The sequence below is a fragment of the Acidobacteriota bacterium genome (assembly GCA_016716905.1).
Lineage (GTDB): Bacteria > Acidobacteriota > Vicinamibacteria > Vicinamibacterales > SCN-69-37 > SYFT01.
Genome location: JADJUS010000022.1, coordinates 502,752 through 526,191 on the forward strand (window position 1 = coordinate 502,752; position 23,440 = coordinate 526,191).

9 protein-coding genes are annotated in these 23,440 nt (G+C 66.4%); all 9 read right to left on the minus strand.

Translation table 11 applies throughout. The features are described from left to right. Positions 1-7: 7 nt before the first annotated feature. Positions 8-1,099, minus strand: coding sequence for a glycosyltransferase family 4 protein (locus IPL75_18345; protein MBK9242159.1), 1,092 nt, complete (start codon positions 1,097-1,099; stop codon positions 8-10). 346 nt (positions 1,100-1,445) lie between these two features. Further along, complete coding sequence (locus IPL75_18350) at positions 1,446-6,278, minus strand: hypothetical protein (GenBank protein ID MBK9242160.1); 4,833 nt, start codon at positions 6,276-6,278, stop codon at positions 1,446-1,448. Positions 6,279-6,618: 340 nt separating this feature from the next. Beyond that, positions 6,619-7,245, minus strand: a complete 627-nt coding sequence (locus IPL75_18355) for a hypothetical protein (GenBank protein MBK9242161.1) — start codon at positions 7,243-7,245, stop codon at positions 6,619-6,621. After that, positions 7,209-14,918: a M36 family metallopeptidase gene (locus tag IPL75_18360; GenBank protein MBK9242162.1), complete on the minus strand. Its 7,710-nt coding sequence runs from the start codon at positions 14,916-14,918 to the stop codon at positions 7,209-7,211. The genes IPL75_18355 and IPL75_18360 overlap by 37 nt, the downstream gene beginning before the upstream one ends. Positions 14,919-15,014: 96 nt before the next feature. Continuing rightward, positions 15,015-20,123 (minus strand): M36 family metallopeptidase, encoded by a 5,109-nt coding sequence (locus tag IPL75_18365; GenBank protein MBK9242163.1) that lies wholly within the window; start codon positions 20,121-20,123, stop codon positions 15,015-15,017. Between the two features lie 7 nt (positions 20,124-20,130). Continuing rightward, a complete protein-coding gene (locus IPL75_18370) occupies positions 20,131-20,544 on the minus strand; it encodes a hypothetical protein (protein ID MBK9242164.1) in 414 nt (137 codons plus the stop codon). Positions 20,545-20,767: 223 nt separating this feature from the next. Next, positions 20,768-21,646 (minus strand): VWA domain-containing protein, encoded by an 879-nt coding sequence (locus tag IPL75_18375; GenBank protein MBK9242165.1) that lies wholly within the window; start codon positions 21,644-21,646, stop codon positions 20,768-20,770. Beyond that, positions 21,643-22,968: a hypothetical protein gene (locus IPL75_18380; GenBank protein MBK9242166.1), complete on the minus strand. Its 1,326-nt coding sequence runs from the start codon at positions 22,966-22,968 to the stop codon at positions 21,643-21,645. The genes IPL75_18375 and IPL75_18380 overlap by 4 nt, the downstream gene beginning before the upstream one ends. After that, positions 22,965-23,360 (minus strand): hypothetical protein, encoded by a 396-nt coding sequence (locus IPL75_18385; protein MBK9242167.1) that lies wholly within the window; start codon positions 23,358-23,360, stop codon positions 22,965-22,967. The genes IPL75_18380 and IPL75_18385 overlap by 4 nt, the downstream gene beginning before the upstream one ends. Positions 23,361-23,440: the final 80 nt, after the last annotated feature.

Below are 23,440 nucleotides of genomic sequence, written 5' to 3' on the forward strand. Positions count from 1 at the left end.
TGTAGCATCACTTGGTACGGAGGCTGCGGTAGACGTCGGCGGTGAGCGCGGCGGTGGCGGCCCACGTGAATCCGGCGGCGCGGGCCAGGCCGCGGCGAGACAGATCGGCGGCATGGTCCGGCTGTTCAAGCACCTCGCGCAGTGCGCGTGCCCATCCTTCCCGATCGTCGGGTTCCACAAGCACGCCTGCATCTCCCACGACCTCGGTGAGCGACGACCCGCGGCTGGCCACGACCGGTGTGCCGCAGGCCATGGCTTCAAGGAGCGGCAGGCCAAAGCCTTCGTAGCGCGAGGGGTAGGCAAGCACCGCTGCGCGCTGATACCACGCGCACAGGTCCCGCTCGCGGACGGTGCCCGCCACTTGCAGCACGTCGGATGCGTCAAGGGTCTTGGCGAGTGCGGTGAGCGACGCGGCTTCGCCCCTGTCGGTGCCCACCAGCACGAGTGTGAGGCCCGGGATGGACAGACTGAGTCCGGCTACGACCTCAAGCAGCAGGCGCAGGTTGCGGCGTGTGTGCAGATCGCCCACGTGCAGGATGATGGGCTCGCGGCGTGAAGGCGGGCCAGGCCGGAAATCGGCGGAGACGCCGAGCGGAATGACCGCGATTTTTGCAGGGTCCACGCCGTAGGCCGCCACGATCTCATCACGTGAAAACGTGGAGTCGGTGATGATGCGATCCGCGCGTTGAGCCGACCGCCGGTAAAACGCCTGGCGAAGGGCGCCCGAGGAGTGCGGGTACCACTCCGGGTGCCGGGCATACGACACGTCGTGGATGGTGAGCACCAGCGGGCGCGCGCCCCAGAGCGGCGCGGTGTAGGCCGGCGCATGAAAGACGTCGGGGCGCAGCTTGCGGACCGCGCGTGGCAGCGCAAGCGCCGACCATCCAAGGTTGGTGGGCAGGAGCGAGCCGACGCGCTGGTGCGAGAGGCCTGCCGCACGTGCGCTGACGGCGTCACCGCCGAGCGCCACGCCCGTCACCTCCGGTTCGACACGTCCCATCGCGCGCCAGAGTTCGGTCACGTACCGGCGCACGCCTGCTGCCGGCCCACTGAGAGCCCGGCCGTCGATGGCAATACGCACACGTTCCCGCTCTGTCACCCAGAGATCATAGTCGGCAGGCGGTTTCCTGTCAGAGCTTTCACCATGAAGGGCCATGAAGATCCATGAAGCGGTCAGGCGATGGGGTGCCAGAAGCGCGGGGTTGGGGGCCCGGCTACGCCGGGGCCACAGGATCGGAGGGACGTCACAAACGAACGCAGCCGGAAACCAAAACGACCTCTGAGGTAATTACCGAGACAACTGCCCGGTAATTACCTCAGAGGTCGTTTTGTCCTTCGGCTGCGCTCGTTTGTGACGTCCCTCCGATCCTGCGTGCCGCCGAAGGCGGCACCCAACCCCTCACCCTTCATGGACCTTCATGCACTTCATGGTGAACATTCCCTGCTTACCGACCGCCAACCGTGACCGTCACCGTGATGCGGTCACCGCCACGGATAAACACCAGCCTGTACGCGCCCGTGTAGCCGGCCGGGGGCGTCCACCCGAACTGTGCGCCTGAGAGCGACGAGCCCACCGGCAACGGATGCAGTTTGCCTTCCGCCACCAGGTACCCGGCATCCACGTCGGCGCCGAGCCACAGCTCGAGCCGGCCCAGTTCCGCCAGGCGCACCGCAAACGTGCCGTCGTCTTTCGCGTGCATGGCTGCCCACGGCGTCGTCAGACTAAATCCAGCCCGGCTCCACACGCCGTCCGTGCCGGGCGCGTGCACGTCGAGGGTGGCGGCGGCGCCGAGCACCTTCGACGGCGCAGCCAGAAGCGCATCCTCAACGGCGGCCACGGGCGCGCCATTGAGCACGTTGAAGAACCGCGACCCGATGCCTTCATTCCGGCCCGCCGAGTCCGTCACACTCCACGCGATCGTGTGCAGGCCATTCGCCAGGCTCGCGGTGTTGAACGTGTAGGCGCCGATGGGCGCGCGCGCAGCATCCAGGTTCCTGAACTTCGTCGGGTTGCTGGTGCGCGGCGCATTCGGCGTCAACACCGGCGTCGGGTTCCCGAAGATGTTCGACACATCGTCGTTGCAGTAGACACCAGGGGGGACGGGATTCCCGGCGGTACCGCGGCACTGGTTGTAGGCCACGGTCGATACCGGCAATCCGTCGATGAACACGGTCATCGTGGAGCCGTTGGTGGGCACCAGGATGTCGGTGCCATCAGCGACGGTGTTCAGGTCCGGCGTGATCACCCACCCGAAGTTGTTGAAGATGCCGCCGATCGTCTGGCCCTGGCCCGGCGTATCGATCGCGCCGAAGGGTTTCGCGATCGTGTCATTCGCCATCGTGAACGTCGTCGGTGTCGAGAAGTCCGGCCCCGGCACAAACGTCCGTCCCAACAACGTCTTGTTGGCCGACGAGTCGGTGGCGACGATGTAGAGCGTGAGCGGCCCCTGGCCGCCAAAGGGCTGCGCATTCGGCACGTGCGGCAGCATCGGCGTGAGCATCAGATAGCCCCACCCGGCGCGCCCGCTTTGCGGATGCGTCGGGAAGGCGGCGGCCACGTCGGGCCGCGCGCCGGCCAGGAACGCGGCGTCGCCGATGTAGACCACGCTGTTGCCCAGCACGTTCTGGCAATTGCCCGGCTCGAACGCGAGGCAGTTGCGATAAATCTGCACGCTGCTCACGCCGCCGTCGTCGAGCGCCCAGCCGGTCACACCAATCGCGCCCTGCACGCCGGTGGCATTCTGCGTCGGGGTATCGACTTGGCCGAACGCCGGAGCCGGCACGCCGGTGGTGAAGGCCCAGAACATGGTGGCGTCGGCTTCGGCGTACGTCGTGCCCGCGCCGTTGAGCCCACGCACATGCCAGTAGTGCGTCGTGTTCGACGGCAGGCCGATCATCGGCACGCTGGTCGCCGAGCCCACCGGCACCCACGGCCCATCACACGCATTGTTATTGTTCGTGTCCACGCAGTACTCGTACCCGAATGCCCCACTGCTGGCGTTCCAGCTCAGCACAGGGTTCACCGGCTGGCCGGTTGCGCCACTAGCCGGCGTGGTCTTGCCAAACGCGCCCGGCAGCGGTGCCGGTGTCGTGAAACTCCAGAAGGTGGCGGCGTTGCCTTCGGCGTAAGTCGTGCCGCCGGGATTGATCGCGCGCACATGCCAGTAGTGAGCCGTGCCGGCCGCAAGGCCGGTCAGGCCTACGCTGGTGTTGGTCCCGGTGGAAACCCAGGTCGTGCAGGCACTGTCGTCCGTCGTGTCGATGCAGTACTCGTAACTGGCCGCACCGGTGCTCGTGCCCCACGAGAGTGTCGGGCTCGTGGACTGCCCGGTCGCCCCGTTCGCGGGACTCGTATGGCTGAACGCCGCTGGCGCCGTCACCTGAGTGGTGAAACTCCAGAAGCTGGCGGAGTTCCCTTCGGCGTAGGTCGTGCCGCCGGGGTTGATTGCCCGCACGTGCCAGTAGTGCACCGTGCCTGCGACCAAGCCGCTCAGGCCGATGCTCGTGTTCGTACCGGTGGAGGTCCAAGCTGCGTCGCACGCACTGTTGTTGGTGGTGTCGATGCAGTACTCGTAGCTCGCTGCGCCGCTGCTGGTGCCCCACGCCAGGGTCGGGCTGGTGGGAAGGCCGGTCCCGAAGTTCGCCGGACTCGTATGGCCGAAGGCGCCCGGAGGCGCGATCACGCCAGTCCCCGAAGCGGCGATGGTGTCCGTGCCACTCGTCTTGTCTGAATTGACCGTCACCGTCCCGCCGTAGCCGGTGGCGGCGACCGGCGCAAACGTCACGGACACATCCTGAGACCCACCAGCCGGGATGGATCCACTCCATGCGCCGCTGAAACCGGAAGGATACGCGAGAGCGGTCACCGTCAACGACGCGTTGCCGGCGTTGCTGATCGTCAGTGTCCGCGCCGCAGTGGTATCGACGGTGACATTGCCGAATGCCAGATTCCCAGAAAGGCCGATGACCCTCGTCTGACACGGGCTCGTGGTGACCGACATGTTTTGACCGGTCCTCGTGCCGGCCGAGTTGGTGCCGGTCGCGCGGTATTCATAGGTGGTTCCGCACGACAGTACGGCGGCCGCCGAAATGCTCTGCGCAGTGGACCCCGATTGCGTCTGGGCCGCAATCGTCAGGCCATACCCGGTGGTGAGGCCGTACTCAAACGCTGTCGTGGTGGACGCGCCATTCGGGTTCACAGTGCCGTTGAACGTGGCCGTGGTCTCCCCAATCGCACTCGCCGCAACCGTGGTGACCTCTGGCGGGCCCACAGCCGCGTTGGCATTCAGGATGGCGTTGCGCCCGGCGTCTGAGATCTGGGAGGGGTCGCGCATGCCGGAGGTATGACACCAGCCGATGGTGTGCCCCTGATTGACACCACTCGCCAGCTGCCCCCGTACCTGTTCGACCACGCCATCATTGGGCGCATCCAGAATGATCTCGGTAATGGAATTGCAGTAATCATCCACGCCCGGCGAGTCTGTGTAGGACGTCGTGTAGTAGTTGACTGCCGCGCGTTTGGCCACGGGAATGCCGGCCAGCCAATTCGCCGCGCCCGTGGGAGTCAGATCGGTGTTGGCACCGCACCCGATTCCCGCAAGCTGAGCCAGGAAGGCGTTGACGGAGAGAGCCAGAGGCGTGCCGAGGTAGGGAGTGCCTACCGACTGAATCAGGCGGCCGGGTCCCGCATTGTCCAGACCGCTCCAGTAGTTCGCGTACAGATGCAGCGCCGCCATCCCACCCTGACTGTGGGCGACGATGGAGTAGGAGTTGACCGCCAGAGCCTGGTTCAGGATCCGCTGGGCGAACTGATCGTTCGATCGGTTCTGAGTCAAGTCCAGAAACCGCATGTTGTTGGTGAACTGGGCCGCCACAGGCGCCCAGACATCACTCGAGCAGTACCCATGCACCAGCACCAACTTGTGCCCCACGCCGCTCGTGTAGAGATTGTTCGCCGCGGGCAACGTGGCAGGCCTCGGCCCCACCAGCATCTCGTCATCAATGGCGATCTGATCGCCGCGCAGGATCGTGGCCGGCAGCGTCGGCATCACGATCCGCAGGCGGTCCGCCGACGCCACCGTCACATACACATCCGGGTCTTCGACGCGCAGATGCCGCAACTCGAATGGTTCGAACGCACCGGCCCTGGTAATCCAGCGCCGGTCGAACCCGAGATTCAGCGAACCGTCCGCAATCGCCACCATCCCCCCGACCCAGGCCACAGGCCGCGATGGGGCGGCGCCGGGCGTCGCCGCGCCCCACACCTGGGCCACGACGCGATAGTGCCGGGTGGGCTGATCCGTCACCACCCCTACACGTATCCGCAGGCGGTGTTCACTGAGCACATCAACCACGGCCTCCTGCCCGCCGAGGTCAATGCGATCTTCGACGATCGGGATGGAGTGCTCGGCTGTGCGGACAAAGCCGGTGCCGACATTGTCGCGGCCGCGCACGATGACTTGCGCGTTGAACGCGCCTGCGACGTCCGCCGCGAAATCACCGCCGTAGACGCCGTCGCCGGCCCCGCCATCACCGCGCAACCCATCGTCGTACATACCGCTCGTCGTCACCGTTCCATCCGGGGCCACAACGCGAAGGACGGCGTCTTCAACATTGCCGAGCCGAAGCGGCTGCGGCCCGTTATCGCGGTCGTACACGTGTGCCAGGATGCCGATGCGCCTCCCGACCCGCTGGTCGAACGACACCTGATGCGAGAGCAGACGCGTGGCGCCCGATCCTTCGATCAGGACAAATCCCTGTCCCGGTCCCGCGGAAGAAATGGAGAGCTGGCCCGTACCTGGGTCAAGCCCCTGGAACACATAGTAGGTAGCGGGAATGCCGCTGCCCGCCGACAGGCCAAACGACTGCGACCCGATCGCGGCCACCTCTTCGGGGGCAGCCGCGCCGGTGGTCCTGCGGAGCGCCACGGTCCAGGACTGGCTGTTGCCTGCGACGGGTGCCCCGAATCTCGACGTACCGGACACGACGGCAAAACGCAGATGGCGTGCCTCGAGAGGAATGTCGGATTGCCACACCCACCGACCGCTGCCATCGTCTTCCAATACGACCGGCAGCAGGGCGCTTTTTGAATGCGTGGCCGAGCGCACCGGATCGGCCGGGGCCATGTCGGCAAACTCGTCTGGGGGGCCCGATAGTTGTTTGAACTGCGCCGACAGGGCCGCGCCTTGCGGTGCCAGGTCAAGGCGATCCACTTTCACGGGCACAGTCGCCGCGATGATCGCGCCCAGAATCAGAAACGTACGTGGGAATCGGGCCAAGAGACTGTGTATCTTACCCGCGTCTTTCAGAGCTTTCACCATGAAGCTCCATGTAGATCCATGAAGGGTCCAGGAGAGGCGGGGCGTCAGAAGCGCCTGGGTGGGAGCCCGGCTCTGCCGGGCTGCGCGATCAGAGGGAGGTCACGAACGAACACAGCCATGGGACAAAACGACCTCTGAGGTAATTACCGGCAATTGACCGGGTAATTACCTCAGAGGTCGTTTTGGTTTCCGGCTGCGTTCGTTCGTGACTTCCCTCTGATCGTGCCTTCCGCCAAAGGCGGCGCCCACCCAGGCGCCTTCATGGACCTTCATGCACTTCATGGTGAATATTCCCTGCTTACCGTCCGCCAACCGTGACCGTCACCGTGATCCGGTCGCCGCCACGGATGAACACCAGCGTGTACGCGCCTGTGTAGCCGGCCGGTGGCGTCCACCCGAACTGTGCGCCTGAGAGCGACGAGCCCACCGGCAACGGATGCAGCTTGCCTTCCGCCACCAGATACCCGGCGTCTACGTCGGCGCCGAGCCAGAGTTCAAGGCGGCCCAGTTCCGCCAGGCGCACCGCAAACGTGCCGTCGTCTTTCGCGTGCATGGCTGCCCACGGCGTCGTCAGACTAAATCCAGCCCGGCTCCACACGCCGTCCGTGCCGGGCGCGTGCACGTCGAGGGTGGCGGCGGCGCCGAGCACCTTCGACGGCGCAGCCAGAAGCGCATCCTCAACGGCGGCCACGGGCGCGCCATTGAGCACGTTGAAGAACCGCGACCCGATGCCTTCATTCCGGCCCGCCGAGTCCGTCACACTCCACGCGATCGTGTGCAGACCATTCGCCAGAGTGTTGGTGTTGAACGTGTACGCACCGATCGGCGCACGCGCGGCATCGAGGTTGCGGAACTTCGTCGGGTTGCTCGTGCGCGGCGCATTCGGCGTCAACACCGGCGTCGGGTTCCCGAAGATGTTCGACACATCGTCGTTGCAGTAGACACCAGGGGGGACGGGATTCCCGGCGTCCCGCGGCACTGGTTGTAGGCCACGGTCGATACCGGCAATCCGTCGATGAACACGGTCATCGTGGAGCCGTTGGTGGGCACCAGGATGTCGGTGCCATCAGCGACGGTGTTCAGGTCCGGCGTGATCACCCACCCGAAGTTGTTGAAGATGCCGCCGATCGTCTGGCCCTGGCCCGGCGTATCGATCGCGCCGAAGGGTTTCGCGATCGTGTCATTCGCCATCGTGAACGTCGTCGGTGTCGAGAAGTCCGGCCCCGGCACAAACGTCCGTCCCAACAACGTCTTGTTGGCCGACGAGTCGGTGGCGACGATGTAGAGCGTGAGCGGCCCTTGACCGCCAAAGGGCTGCGCATTCGGCACGTGCGGCAGCATCGGCGTGAGCATCAGATAGCCCCACCCGGCGCGCCCGCTTTGCGGATGCGTCGGGAAGGCGGCGGCCACGTCGGGCCGCGCGCCGGCCAGGAACGCCGCATCGCCGATATAGACCACACTGTTGCCCAGCACGGTCTGGCAATTGCCCGGCTCGAACGCGAGGCAGTTGCGATAAATCTGCACGCTGCTCACGCCCCCGTCGTCGAGGGCCCAGCCGGTGACGCCGATCGCGCCCTGCACCCCGGTGGCATTTTGCGCCGGGGTATCGACTTGGCCGAACGCTGGAGCCGGCACACCGGTGGTGAACGCCCAGAACATGGTGGCGTCGGCTTCGGCGTACGTCGTGCCCGCGCCGTTGATCGCGCGCACATGCCAGTAGTGGGTGGTGTTGGACGGCAGCCCGGTCACTGACGCGCTGGTCGACGTGCCAACCGCAACCCAACTGGCGTCACACGCGTTGTTGTTCGTCGTGTCGTAGCAATACTCGTAGCTGGCCGCACCACTGCTGGCGTTCCAGCTCAGCACGGGGTTCACCGGCTGGCCGGTCGCTCCACTGGCCGGCGTGGTTTTGCCAAACGCGCCCGGAGGCAGTGCCGACGTGGTGAAGCTCCAGAAGGTGGCCGAGTTGCCTTCGGCGTAGGTCGTCCCACCGGGATTGATCGCTCGCACATGCCAGTAGTGCGCCGTGCCGGCCGCGAGGCCGCTCAGGCCAACGCTCGTGTTCGTCGCGGTGGAGACCCAAGTCGTGCACGCACTGTCGTTCGTCGTATCGATGCAGTACTCGTAACTCGCTGCGCCCGTGCTCGTGCCCCAGCTTAGCGTCGGGCTCGTGGACTGGCCTGTCGCGCTATTGGAGGGGCTCGTGTGACCAAACGCCCCTGGGGCCGCCACCTGAGTGGTGAAGCTCCAGAAGGTGGCGGAGTTCCCTTCGGCGTAGGTGGTGCCGCCGGGGTTGATTGCCCGAACGTGCCAGTAGTGCGGCGTCCCCGCCGCGAGGCCGCTGAGGCCAACGCTCGTGCTTGTGGCGGTCGAGACCCAGGTCGTGCAAGCACTGTCGTTCGTCGTATCGATGCAGTACTCGTAACTCGCCGCGCCCGTGCTCGTGCCCCAGCTTAGCGTCGGGCTCGTCGACTGCCCTGTCGCGCTATTCGCCGGGCTCGTGTGAGTGAAGGCTCCCGGCGCCGCTACCTGCGTCGTGAAGCTCCAGAACGTCGCGGAGTTTCCTTCGGCGTACGTGGTGCCGCCGGGATTAATCGCCCGCGCGTGCCAGTAGTGCGCGGTGCCGGCCGGCAGACCGCTCAGGCCCACACTGGTGTTGGTGCCGGTCGAGATCCAGGTGGTGCAGGCACTGTCGTTCGTCGTATCGATGCAGTACTCGTAACTCGCTGCGCCCGTGCTCGTGCCCCACGAGAGCGTCGGGCTCGTCGACTGCCCCGTCGCACCGTTCGCGGGGCTCGTATGGCTGAACGCCCCGGGCGCTCCGACCTGGGTCGTGAAGCTCCAGAAGGTGTTGAGGTTGCCGTCGGCATAAATAGTGCCGCTGCCATTGATGGCCCGCACCTGCCAGTAATACGCCGTACCGCCGCCCAGACCACTGAGTCCGACGCTTGCGGTCGCGCCGGTTGAAATCCAACTCGTGTCGCATGCGCTGTTGTTATTGGTGTCGAGGCAGTACTCGTAGCTCACCGCGCCGGCGCTCGCACCCCAACTCAACGTCGGGTTCGTCGCCTGGCCCGTTGCACCGTTCGCCGGGCTCGTGTGACCGAAGGCAGCCGGCACGGCCAACGTGGTGAAGTTCCAGAACGTGGCAGCGTTCGCCTCTGCATAGGTGGTGCCGCCGGGATTAATCGCTCGCACGTGCCAGTAGTGCGCCGTGCCGGCAGGCAAGCCGCTCAGGCCCACGCTCGTGTTTGTACCCGTTGACGTCCAGGACGCATCACAGGCGCTGTTGTTGACCGTATCGATGCAGTATTCGTAACTCGCAGCACCACTGCTCGTACCCCACGCGAGCGTCGGACTCGTGGATTGCCCTATCGCACCATTCGACGGACTCGTATGTGTGAACGCTCCCGGGGCGGCCACCTGCGTCGTGAAATTCCAGAACGTGGAGGTGCTCCCCTCGGCGTACGTCGTCCCACCAGGATTGATCGCCCGCACATGCCAGTAGTGCGCCGTCCCAACCGCAAGGCCGCTCAGGCCCACGCTGGTGTTGGTGCCGGTCGAGACCCAGGTCGTGCAAGCACTGTCGTTCGTCGTGTCGATGCAGTACTCGTAACTCGCAGCGCCGGTGCTCGCGCCCCAGCTCAGCGTCGGGCTCGTGGACTGCGCGGTGGCGCCATTCGCCGGACTTGTGTGACTGAACGCACCCGGTGCTGCCACCTGCGTCGTGAAGCTCCAGAACGTGGCAGAGTTCGCCTCTGCATAGGTGGTGCCGCCGGGATTAATCGCTCGCACGTGCCAGTAGTGCGGCGTCCCCGCCGCGAGGCCGCTGAGGCCAACGCTCGTGCTTGTGGCGGTCGAGACCCAGGTCGTGCAGGCACTGTCGTTCGTCGTGTCGATGCAGTACTCGTAACTGGCCGCGCCAGTGCTCGTGCCCCAGCTTAGCGTCGGGCTCGTGGACTGGCCCGTCGCGCTGTTGGAGGGGCTCGTGTGACCAAACGCCCCTGGGGCCGCCACCTGCGTGGTGAAGCTCCAGAAGGTGGCGGAGTTCCCTTCGGCGTAGGTCGTCCCGCCGGGGTTGATCGCGCGCACGTGCCAGTAATGCGCCGTGCCGGCTGCGAGGCCACTCATGCCAACGCTCGTGTTCGTGCCGGTCGAGAACCAGGTCGTGCAGGCACTGTCGTTCGTCGTGTCGACGCAGTACTCGTAACTCGCAGCACCGGCGCTCGTGCCCCAGCTCAGCGTCGGGCTCGTGGACTGGCCCGTCGCGCTATTGGAGGGGCTCGTGTGACTAAACGCCCCTGGGGCCGCCACCTGCGTGGTGAAGCTCCAGAAGGTGGCGGAGTTCCCTTCCGCGTAGGTGGTCCCGCCAGGATTGATCGCACGCACATGCCAGTAGTGCGCCGTCCCCGCCGGCAACCCGCTCAGGCCGACGCTGGTGTTCGTCCCCGTCGACGTCCAGGACGCATCACAGGCGCTGTTGTTGACCGTATCGATGCAGTATTCGTAACTCGCGGCCCCACTGCTCGCGCCCCACGACAGCGTCGGGCTCGTCGACTGCCCCGTCGCCCCATTTGCCGGACTCGTGTGGCTGAACGCACCGGGTGCAGCCACCTGCGTCGTGAAGCTCCAGAAGGTGGCGGAGTTCCCTTCCGCGTAGGTGGTACCGCCAGGATTGATCGCACGCACATGCCAGTAGTGCGCCGTCCCCGCCGGCAACCCGCTCAGGCCGACGCTGGTGTTCGTCCCCGTCGAGGTCCAGGTCGCATTGCACGCGCTGTTGTTGCTGGTGTCGATGCAGTACTCGTAACTCGCGGCGCCACTACTCGTGCCCCACGACAGCGTCGGGCTCGTCGATTGCCCTGTGGCGCTATTCGCCGGGCTCGTATGACTGAACGCCCCTGGGGCCGCCACCTGCGTGGTGAAGCTCCAGAAGGTGGCGGAGTTCCCTTCCGCGTAGGTGGTACCGCCAGGATTGATCGCACGCACATGCCAGTAGTGCGCCGTCCCCGCCGGCAGCCCGCTCAGGCCCACGCTGGTGTTGGTGCCGGTCGAGACCCAGGTCGTGCAAGCACTGTCGTTCGTCGTATCGATGCAGTACTCGTAACTGGCCGCGCCAGTGCTCGCGCCCCACGACAGCGTCGGGCTCGTCGATTGCCCTGTGGCGCTATTCGCCGGGCTCGTATGACTGAACGCCCCAGGGGCGGCCACCTGCGTCGTGAAGCTCCAGAACGTGGCGGAGTTCCCCTCGGCGTACGTGGTCCCGCCGGGGTTGATCGCCCGCACGTGCCAGTAATGCGCCGTGCCGGCAGGCAAGCCGCTCAGGCCGACGCTGGTGTTCGTCCCCGTCGACGTCCAGGTCGCGTTGCACGCGCTGTTGTTGCTCGTGTCGATGCAGTACTCGTAACTCGCGGCACCAGAGCTGGCACTCCACGACAGCGTCGGACTCGTGGACTGTCCCGTCGCCCCATTTGCCGGACTCGTGTGGCTGAACGCGCCGGGCAGCGGCGCACCACAATCAAACGCCGTCAGCCGGACCACGACCGTGTCCACAGACCAGCCGAAGGTGCCGTAGACAGCGTCCGAGCCGATGCGCCACCGCAACTGAATGTTCTGGCTCTGCGAGGCTGCCGGAAGGTTTACGACAGTGGTGATGTATCCCCCTGAGATGCTGGTCCACACCGATCGCGTAGGAGTGAATGCGCCACCGCTGGTGGACGTGCCGTTGTATCCCCCACTCACGAAGCTCCCGCCGGCCGTCACGATGTCCTGAAACGCCCCACCGGCAATGGAAATCTCAAGCACGCCACCGTCCCAGCCGGGCTCCATCTCGTACGCGTGCCTGAAGGTCAGCGTGGCCGCGCCTGCCGGCATCGCGATGCTCGGCGACACCAACACGCTGTGGCTGGCCGAACCGAGGTCCGTGGCAAATGCGCGGTTGGGCGCAGTGTCTGGCTTCGTCACGCTCGTCGCCCACAAATTCGCCGTGCCCGACAACGTGCTCGTGGTCCATCCTGCGGGCAGCGCAGGCGCGCCCACGCCGTCGAAGTTCTGCGAGAGGATGACCACCGGGCTGCCCACCTGGAACGCATACGTCAGGTTCTTCGACGGTCCGCCGCTCTCGGTGATCCCGAGCGTCGCGGTCAACGTGGCACTGCACGCCGCGCTCACCGTGAACGAATAGGTGCGGCACTCCGACGCACCGGCGCCAATCGTGCCGTAGCTCTGCGCGCCCGACGGCGACGACACGCCGCCACTCGCCGCCAGTGTGCCCGTGACGCTGCCGCTGGTGCTCGGGCCGTTGTTCACGATGCACAGCGACACACTCACCACTTCGGTGGGGTCGATCCGCGAGTTCGGAATGGACTCGGCCGTGAGCGACGATGAGCCGGAGACGAGGCCGGGAAGATCAAAGGCCTCGACCACAGTCCCGGTGTTCGGATTGACGATGAGCGCGCTGGCGCCCATGCCGCGCGTGGCGAATCCCGCCCAGATGTCGGCGATGTCGGCCGCCGTGCCGCCGCCGGCGTTCGCGGCCGCGAGAATCGAATCGCGCCCCTGCAGCAGCGTGGGGTTCCACGGATCCAGCTTCATGCCGTCGGTCACGAACTGCAGGATGCGCTGGTTGCCGGTGGCCCAGCCCAACCGGTTGATGAAACGGGCGCGCACTTCGAACAGCGCCGCCGCCCATACTTCGCCGATGTTGTGCACCTGGAACGCCGTGGCCGACCCGATCGGACCCCGTGCGTATGCGCCGTCCGTCAGGTTGATCTGCGCCGGGTCGATATCGGCAAACGTCAGCGGGTTGTGCGGCTTGCCGTTGCTCCCCAGGTTCGTTTTCACCGCGTGCGGGAAGCGCCGGATCCCGTAGTAGTAGTTGTCGGTGAACCCGGCAACCATCAGGTTCGTGACATAGCCGCCCATCGAATAGATGCCGTTCACGTCTTCCGCCGCTGTGGAGAGGATGGCGCGCGCGTAGAAATCGGACCACCCCTCGCCCATGCCACCCGACATGGTCGCGAGCAGCCCGGACGCGTTGCCGTGCAGGCGGTTCGACGTGCCGTGCGTCAGCTCGTGCAGCAGGACGTCGTGATCGAGGCCGGACGTCCGGTCCGGCGTCGGCCCCGTGAACACATACATCTGCATGCGGCCGCTGGTGCCATCCGGCAGTGTCGAAAAATTGGCGTTGTTGGTGCCCGAGTAGTCCTGCGCCTCAGCGCGCACCCGGTCTCCGGCCACACCGCCGCGTCCGAAATTGTCGTTCTGGAAATTGCCTGCGGCCTCCGTGAACCCGAGCAGGTACAGCTGATCGTGGTACTTGTTGGTCCAGTAGAACTGGTTGATGACTTCTCCCACCCGGTAGTTGTTGGTGCTCGGCGCGTCAACAGCCGGGTCGTACGTGGAATTAAACACGCGCAGCGCGCCGGCAGCGACGACCTCGATGCCGTCAGGGGAGACGAGGTCGAGACCGGCCTGCACGTTGTTGCCGTCGGTCCAGCCGTTGCCGCCATTCACGCCGTCGGTCATCCACCCCAGGTTGTTGAACGACAGGGGCCCTTCGTTGCCGATGAGCGTGAGGGGTGACCGCAGGATGTACGGAGCCTGGGTGCCCGACCCCGGCAGCATCGTGCTTGGCGACATCGGTGCGGGGCTGTCGTCGTTGTAGACGTGGTACGTGGCCGACTGCGTCTGGTAGTTCGTCGCGTTCTTGCGGAAGAGCACCGTGCCGTCTTCGGCGTCAATCAGGATCAGGAACGCGTCGGGGTCGCCCCAGAGTTCCATCGCCCACGCGAGGCGCGCCGCGCCATGCGCCACGGGGAAATACACCAGCCACGCGCGCGCGTCCCCCGCCATCGTGCCTCGCGACACCATGGTGCTGCCGTTGCGGCCCGGCGATTGGTGCAGGGCCGACGCCTCCTGCGTCCAGCCCACACTGCCGGCCGCGCGCGCCACCGCTTGCGCCGCAGTGAACGCCGAGGTGGTCGCAAGACTGCCCGGATCAAATACCGACGCCAGTGTGCCGGTGGTGCGCGCCAGTTCCCCTTGAGCCGTGAAGCCGCCGCGGACCAGGCCCTGGAACACGGGGATGCCGTTGATGGACTGCTCGAACTCCACCCAGGCCATGTTGCCGGATGGGTTTGCGTAGTTGGAGAGCAGCGAGAGTGCATCCGCCTCGACCGCCGACACGCCGTAGGCATCCGAGTAACGCGACAGGAACGTGCGCATCGCGCCCACACGGTCGGGCGAAGGCCCGGTCAGAAATCCCGTGCCCGGTCGTGCGCTCACCACTTCGAGGGTCCCCAGGGTGGAACTCGACACGACGTCCACGCCGCTCATGTCGGCCTGAAGTGCGGCCAGGCCCTCGGCGCGCGCGGCCGATCGCAACTGCCGCCCGGCTGCAGCGGCTGACGCCGCCCGCTCCACATACCCGGCAGCTGCGGTGCTGCGCTCCGTGCGGATGTCGAAGTTCGGCAGCGCGCTGGTGTCGATCAACTGCGCCCCGGTGCCGTCCACCAGCAGCGCGGCGACGACTGTGACGAACGCGGCAACGCGCCACGGGAGGCGGCGCCGGGGAATGGCGGGAGTTGTGTGGGTCATGGCAGGGGCCTTCGTACGGCCGCTATTGTACAAGGCCGGATTAAAACGACCTCTGAGGTAATTACCTCAGAGGTCGTTTTCAGAGGCCGCGATCGCCTACCGAACCACCACCGTCACACTCCGCGAGTCTTCCCACCGTTCGGTGCGCTGGTTCCACGCATACGCAGTGAGCGTGTACGAGCCCGGCGCCAGCTTGGCAGTGAGCGCGAAGCGGTCACGGTCAAGCGTGGCAGCACCAAGGAAGACCGGCGAAGCCGCTCCAGGAACCCCGGGACCCCAGGCCCCCAGGACCCCAGACTCGTTCACGCGCGTAGCCCAAACGTGAACCGCATCGATGCCAGCCCCAATGGCGGCCTGCGGGTCGGCCGCGGCGCCTGTGACCCTGACCTCGCCCGCGCTGTGGCCCTCCGCCGCCAGCTCCATCCGAATCTGGCGCTCGCCGTCCACCGCCTTCGGACGTTCCACCACGGTCACCTTCACCGTGATGCGATCGCCGCCGCGGATAAACGCGAGTTCATACGTGCCCGTGTAGCCGGGCGGCGGCATCCACGCAAACTGCGGGCCCGTCAGCGACGCGCCCACCGGCAGCGGATGCAGCTTGCCTTCCGCCACCAGGTATCCGGCCTCCACATCCGTGCCCAGCCAGAGCTCCATGCGACTCAGTTCCGGCAACCGCACCGCAAACGACGCGTCGTCGCCCGCGTGCATCGCGGCCCACGGCGCAGACAGGTTGAACCCGGTCCGGCCCCACACGCCGTCGACGGCCAACTGGTTCGCGGCCAGGGAGTCGGCCGTACCCACCACGCGAGCCGGCGCATCCCGCAGCGCGTCTTCGCTGGCGGTGCCGCCTGTCAGCGGCGCCCCATTCTGCACGATGAAGAACCGCGACCCGATGCCTTCATTACGGCCCGCCGAGTCGGTCACGCTCCACGCGATTGTGTGCAAGCCGTTCGTCATCAGATTCGTGTTGAACGTGTACGCGCCAATCGCCCCCCGCGCCGCATCCAGGTTGCGGAATTTTGTCGGGTTACTGGTGCGCGTCGCCAGCGGCGTCAACACCGGCGTCACATTGCCGAAGATGTTTGCGACGTCGTCATTGCAGAAGATCCCCGGCCCCGGCGGGTTGCCGACACTGCCGCGGCACTGGTTGTACGCCACGGTCGACACGGGCAACGAGTCGATGTAGACAGTCATCGTCGATCCATTCGTGGGGATGAAGATGTCCGAGCCATCGACGATGGTGTTCAGGTCGGGGGTAATCGCCCATCCGAAGTTGTTGAAGACGCCACCGATCGTCTGGCCCTGACCCGGCGTATCGATCGCGCCGAACGGCTTCGCGATCGTGTCGTTGGTCATGCTGAACGTGGTCGGCGTGGTGAAGCCCGGCCCAGGCACAAACGTCCGGCCCAGCAACGTCTTATTCGCGTTAGTGTCGGTGGCGACGATGTAGAGCGCGAGCGTGCCCTGGCCGCCGAAGGGCTGGCTGTTGGGCACGTGCGGCAACATCGGCGTCAGCATCAGATAGCCCCACCCAGCGCGGCCGTTTTGCGGATGCGTCGGGAACGCCGCGGCCACGTCGGGCCGTGCGCCCGCGAGGAACGCCGCGTCGCCGATGTAGACCACGCTGTTGCCCAGCACGGTCTGACAGTTGCCGGGCTCAAACGCCAGACAGTTACGGTAGATCTGGATGGTGTTGACGCCGCCGTCGTCGAGCGCCCAGCCGGTGACGCCGATGGCGCCCTGCACACCGGTGGCGTTTTGCGCGGGCGTATCCACCTGACCGAAAGCCGGTCCCGGTGACCCGGTGGAGTACGACCAGAACGACGTGGCTGCGCCTTCCGCATAGGTCGTGCCACCTCCGTTGTTCGCGCGCACCTGCCAGTAGTGCGCGGTGTTCGCCGGCAACGGGCTCAACGTCGCGCTGGTGGCCGTACCAGTCGAGACCCAACTCGTGTTGCACGCGTTGTTGTTCGTCGTATCGATGCAGTACTCGTAGCTGGTCGCTGCACTCGCCGCACCCCATGTCAGCATGGTCGCCATCGGTTGATTGACCGCGCCGTTCGTGGGGGTGGCCTTGCTGAAGGCCCCGGGCGGCGAGACGACCGCGCCACACGTGAACGCTGTCAGTCGGACGATGACGGTGTCTACAGACCAGCCGTAGGTGCCGATGACTGAGTCCGATCCCATGCGCCACCGCAACTGGATGTTCTGGTTCTGCGAGGCTACGGGCAAGTTCACCACCGTGGTGATGTAGCCCTCCGAAATACCGCTCCAGACATTGCGCTGCGGACTGTAGGCACCGTCGAAATTAGAGAACATGCTGTAGCCGCCGCTGACGAAGCTTCCACCGGCAGTGACGATGTCCTGGAACACGCCGCCGGCAACACCGGGGATGGCGATCTCGAGCACGCCGCCGTCCCATCCGGGCTCCATCTCGTACCAGTGCCGGAACGTGAGGGTGGCCGCGCCGGCCGGCATGGCGATGCTCGGGCTGGTCAGGGCGCTGTGGCTTGCGGTCCCTAGGTTGAGCGCATACGCACGGTTCAACGCTGTGTCGGATTTGTTCGCGACGGTCGTCCACGGATTCGACGTGCCGGAAATGGCGACCGAGGTCCAGCCCGCGGGCAGGCCGGGCGCACCCACACCGTCAAAGTTCTGCGACATGATGATGTTGGGGCTGCCCACCTGGAGCGCATACGTCAGGTTCTTCGACGGCCCGCTGGTGTCGGTAATGCCCAGTGTCGCCGTCACCGTGGCGCCACACGACGCACTGACCGTGAAGGTATACGACTGGCACGAGATGGCGCCGGCGCCAATCGCGCCGAAGTTCTGGGCGCCTGAGGGCGACGTGACGCCGCCCGTGGCCGCAAGCGTGCCCACCACGGTGCCGGTGGTGGTGCCGCTGGTGTTGGAAACACACAGCGAGACACTCACCGTTTCCGTGGGGTCGATGCGGCCATTCGGAATGGACTCGCCCGTCATGAACCAGCCGCCGTACGCCGTGCCTGGCAGGTCGAAGGCTTCGGTCACGGTGCCGGTATTCGGATTGACGACGCGCGCGCTCACGCCCATGCCGCGTGTGGCGAAGCCCGCCCAGATGTCTGCGATATCGGCCGCGGTGCCGCCGCCGGCGTAGGCCGCGGCGATGATCGAGTCGCGGCCCTGCAGCAGCGTGGGGTTCCACGGGTCCAACTTCATGCCGTCGGTCACAAACTGCAGGATGCGCTGGTTGCCGGTGGCCCAGCCCAGTCGATTGATGAAGCGGGCGCGCACTTCGAACAGCGCGGCGGCCCACACTTCACCAATGTTGTGCACCTGAAATGCCGTGGCCGAGCCGCCAGGCCCTTTGGGGTAAGCACCGTCGGTGAGGTTGATCTGCGCCGGATCGATGTCGGCAAACGTCAGCGGGTTGTGCGGCTTGGTGTTCGCGCCCACATTCGTCTTCACCGCGTGCGGAAAACGCCGGATGCCGTAATAGTAGTTGTCGGTGTACGTGCCGCTGAACATCAGGTTCGTCACCCACCCGCCCATCGAATAGATCGCGTTCACGTCCTCGCCGGCGGAGGAGAGGAGCGCACGCGCGTAGAAGTCAGACCAGCCCTCGCCCATGCCGCCCGACATCGTGGCCAACAGACCAGAGGCGTTGCCGTGCAGGCGGTTCGACGTGCCATGCGTCAACTCGTGCAGCAGCACATCGTTGTCGAGGCCCGACGTCCGATCCGGTGTTGGTCCGGTGAACACGTACATCTGCATGCGCCCGCGTGTGCCGTCAGGGAGCGTCGTGAAGTTCGCGTTGTTCGTACCGCTGTAGTCCTGCGCTTCCGCGCTCACGCGATCGGCCTGCACTCCGCCACGGCCAAAATTGTCGTTCTGGAAGTTGCCCGCGGCTTCAGTGAAGCCCAGCAAGTAGAGCTTGTCGTGGTACATGTTCGACCAATAGAACTGGTGGACGACTTCGCCAAGCCGGTAACCGATCACGCTCGGCGCCTCCACCGCAGGGTCGTACACGGAATCAAACGTCCGGTTCACGCCACCGACGATGGTCTCGATGCCGTCGGGAGAGGCCACATCGAGGCCGGCCTGCACGTTGTTGCCGTCGGTCCAACCGTTGACGCCGTTGGTGTTGTCCGTCATCCAGCCCAGATTGTTGAACGACAACGGCCCTTCGTTGCCGATGAGCGCGATGGTCGAACGCGCGATGAAGGGCGCCTGCGTACCGGACCCGGGCAGCATCGTGACGGGCGACATGGGCGCCGGGCTGTCGTTGTTGTAGACCGTGTACGACGCTGACTGCGTCTGGTAGTTCGTGGCGTTCTTGCGGAACAGCACGGTGCCGTCCTGGGCGTCGATCACCATCAGGAATGTGTCGGGGTCGCCCCAGAGTTCCATCGCCCACGCCAGGCGCGCGGCGCCGTGCGTCACCGGGAAGTACACGAGCCACGCGCGGGCGTCGGCGGCCATGGTGCCGCGCGACACGTTGATGCTGCCGGCACGTCCGGGCGTTTCGGTCAACGCGTTCGCGTTCTGTGTCCAGCCCACGCTGCCGGCCCCACGGGCCACCGCCTGCGCGGCCGTGAAGGCGGACGTCGTCGCCAGCGTGCTCTGGTCAAAGACAGAGGCCAGCGCCCCGGTGGTGCGCGCGAGCGCGCCATCAGCCGTGAAGCCGCCGCGCACCATGCCCTGCCACACCGGAATGCCGTTGATGGCCTGTTCCATCTCCACCCACGCCATGTTGCCGGCGGGATTGACGTAGTTGGACACCACAGTCAGGCCGTCCATCTCGGTGGCGGACACGCCGTACGCGTCTGAGTATCTGGAGAGGAACGCGCGCATGGCGCCTACTCGATCCGTTCCTGGGCCGGTGAGGAAGCCGGCGCCGGGCTTGGCGCTCACCACCTCCAGCGTGCCGAGCTGCGCACTCGTGGTGACTTCCACGTCGGTCACGTCAGCCTGAAGCGCGGCAAGCCCGTCGGCGCGCGAGGCGGATCGGAATGCCTGCCCTGCCGCGGCCACTGACGCCGCGCGCGCCACATAGCCCGCGGATGCCGCGTCCCGATCGGTCCTGATGTCGAAATTGGGCAACGTCGACGTGTCAATCCTCTGCGCTCCCGTGTTGGCAAACAGAGCGGCGGCCGCAGCGCCAACGAAGGCGGTGCGCCACAGCAGGCGACGGATGGGGGACGAGGTTGTGGGTGTGTGGGTCATGTATGAATCACTTTCGTGCAATCAACAACGTCAGTCGGTAGTCTTCGGTGCGCACGCCGCCCGTGGCTGTCGGGGCTGGCGTGACGGCCTGGATGCTGATCTTCCAGGCGCCATACGTGGTCTCTTTTGCAGTGTCGAGGTTGGTGTGAAGCGTGGCGGTGGCGGGCGCAAGGTCCGGCGCGGCCAGCCGAATTCTCACCGCCGCATCACCGGCCCAGATGCACTGGACGCCGGTCGGGCACCTGGAATCTTCCACCACGGCCTCAAAGGTCACGGTGAGGTCAGTACCCGCGGCGCGCTTCGGGGCGCCGATCGCCAGCACCACCGTGCCCTCCGCCGGCGCCGGCTCCTGCGTTCTGGCGGCCGGAGCTGACGCACAGGCGGCCAACAGGAGCGCAAGCGTAAGTGTTGCTATTGGCACGTGCATCCCTAGCGCGCCAAGCATACAGCAGGAGCCAGCTGCCGTGGCGTGGCTGACGCCACGCCACGCAAACCGCGGCCTTGAGACCCAGGCCGCGCTACGAGAACCCAGACCGCGCTACGAGAACCCAGACCGCGCTACGAGAACCCAGGCCGCCCTGCGACCGCCACGCGCCGCGGCCCTGCGAGGCCTCCATCCGGAATTTCGTAGCGCGGCCTGGGTCTCAAGGCCGCGGCTCTTGGATCGCCCCCGCGAGGTAGCCGGGGCGCGCCCTGACCGTGGTGTTGCGTTGTTTCACGCGCACGTCGATGCGGTGCCAGCCTTCCCGGCCGACGCCGGTTGGGGTGTAGCTCAGCAGGTAGCGCTCTCGATATTCATTGAGCAATCGCACGAACGTGGCGCCCACGTCCGTGGTGCTCTTGACCTCGAGCAATTCACCACCGGTGGCATCCGTGAGGTCGCGCAGGAACGACTGCCTGGGCGCGGTGCCTGCCACCACGGCGTAGGTGACGACGTCCGCGCTGCGAGCGGTGGCCATGACCTTCTCGGCCGTCAGCCAGCTCGCGGTATCAACGCCGTCGCTGAAGACCAGCAACAGCGACCGGCCCACCTCCGAGGTGCCCAGCATCAGCCCCGCGAAACAGCCGTCGATGAGAGCCGTGCGTCCGCCGCCGGCAGGTTGCGCCAGCGCCGCGCGCACCGCCGCACGATCCTGCGTCAGCCGCTGTGCCACCGTGACGGCAAATCCAAAGGTCAGCAACGCCGCGCCGTCGCGCTCGGTCAATTCATCCAGCAGCCCGCGTCCGGCATTCTGCAAATCGCTGAGCCGGCTTCCGGTGACGCTGTCCGACTGGTCGAGCGCCATGACGACGTTGAGTGGCAGGGTGTCGGCGCTGAGCAGCGTGGCCTGCTGAAGGACGCCGTTGTCCCTGACTTCGAAGTCGGCGCCGGAGAGGCCACGCATCGGGACGCCGTTCTGCATCACAAGCACGTCCACGCGCACGGCCTCGGCGCGGCTCGAGAACACCGCCTGCTGCGCGTCGCCCGACGCAGACGCCACGAGGGCGAACACGACGATGATGGCCGCCAGCAGCGGTTTCATTTCCGCACGTGCTCCGCGGCCATGTGCCGCAACTGATCGACCAGGACGGCCACATCAAGGACGGCCGACAACTCGTACGTCCACCATGGGTCTTCGCGGCTGCCCGTCGCTGACGGCGCTGCGGCCAGCCCGTCGAGCACCACATCCGCACCGGCGCGATCGGCGCGTTGCCACGCGAGCTGGCCCAGTGCCAGATACGGCGACTGGGCATTCGGAAACAGCTTCCTGGCACGCTCGTACGCCGCTTTCGCCTGCGCAGCGCGACCTGCGGCCTGCTCCTCGGCGCCGAGAAACAGCTCGCCGTAGTACCGATGCCGATCGCCGGTGAGGGTCAACAGCGCCTGCTTGAGTTCAGCCACCGCCTGCGGGTGACGGCCGAGCAGGCCGATCACACGCCCGAGTCTCATGCGCGCGGGCGCAAGGCCGGGATCAAGTTCAAGCGCGCGACGATAAAACATCTCGGCCAGTTTGAGTTCCTCGGCGGGCGACTCGACGTGCGGATTAAACGTGCGCGAACTGATCGCCTGCAGCGCGGCCTGCACGGAAGCGCCCCCGTACGCTTCGTGCACCACGCCGGAGTAGAGCTGCAGGTAGGGTTCCTTCGGCAGGATGATCCGCGCCCTGGTCAGATGCGGCACCAGAAAGCCGTACTCGCGGCGAAACAGGAGGTACGCCGATGTGGCGCGATACCACGCGGCCACCAGTGGATCCTCACCTGCCTTTGGCCGCACTCCGTCCAGCGCGGTCCGTCCAAACTCCCAGTGAATCGGCCGCGAGTCCCAACCCGAATCCTGGCCATCCACCACACGCCGCGTAGTGGCCGCCAGGTCCGCGCCTCTCGGTGCGGCGATCGTGCCGCCCGGCGTGCGCGAGAGCATCACCACGTCGGTGTGCAGTATCGCGACCCGCTTCATGAATTGGGTGACGTCAGCGTCGCGGACACGGATCAAATTGGGGACGTCTTCGGCCCTGATCGTGCGCGGGCGGGACGTGGGCCTGGCCATCTCGGTGGGACGCAGGATGCGCCCGTCGCTGGTGTACTGAACCACGGCCGTGGATCCAGCGCCGCCGCTGACAAGCGCCACCACCGCCGCCAGGTCCACTCTCGCCGCGGACAGGTCTGCCGGCGACCACAACTCAATCGCGCGCACCGCGTCGTCGAATTCACCCGGTGTGTGCGCCCAGACAATGCCCGCCCACTCCTGGAAGCGCTCGAACCCTTTGACGGGCTGGACGTCACGCTGCGAGTGGGCGCCTGACGCGGCCATGCCCGCGCTCGCGAGGGTCGCAACGATCGCCAGGACGACGACGGGCCGGGTCATGGTTTGATGTCGAGCCTCACCGTGAAGCGCATGACATTGGGCTCGCAGGGCTGTTCGCGACAGCGCGTCCGCGACGTGAGCGTGACTTCTGATTCGCCCGCCTTGAGCGCGCGCCACACCCAGCCACGCACGTCGGGATTGGGCAGGTCGGAGGCGGACGTCAACAGGCGCAGGGCCTCGGGGTCAAAATCCAGCTGCCATTCGACGTTGGTGGTGGGCGGTTGTACGCCCAGCGTCTGGCCCACGCGGATGAGGGTGGGCGTATCGAAGTTCGTCAGACGAACGTCGGCCTTCCTGGCGTCAGGAGCCACCACCGGTGCCTGTGCGGAGATCGGGGCACAGGCCGAAGGCAGCACCACAAGGATGAGCGCCAAGAACTGTCGCAGGACCACGGGTCCATCATGCACCGTTTGGGTCGCCGAGGCGTGTCTTGACCTTCAGCCTTCACGCCTCGTGTAAAACCCAAGGCGGC

Bases quoted from the DNA above. Each gene is read 5' to 3' on its own strand.
- IPL75_18380 (MBK9242166.1), bottom strand. From the start codon at position 22,968: ATGACCCGGCCCGTCGTCGTCCTGGCGATCGTTGCGACCCTCGCGAGC.
- IPL75_18375 (MBK9242165.1), bottom strand. From the start codon at position 21,646: ATGAAACCGCTGCTGGCGGCCATCATCGTCGTGTTCGCCCTCGTGGCG.
- IPL75_18360 (MBK9242162.1), bottom strand. From the start codon at position 14,918: ATGACCCACACAACTCCCGCCATTCCCCGGCGCCGCCTCCCGTGGCGC.
- IPL75_18365 (MBK9242163.1), bottom strand. From the start codon at position 20,123: ATGACCCACACACCCACAACCTCGTCCCCCATCCGTCGCCTGCTGTGG.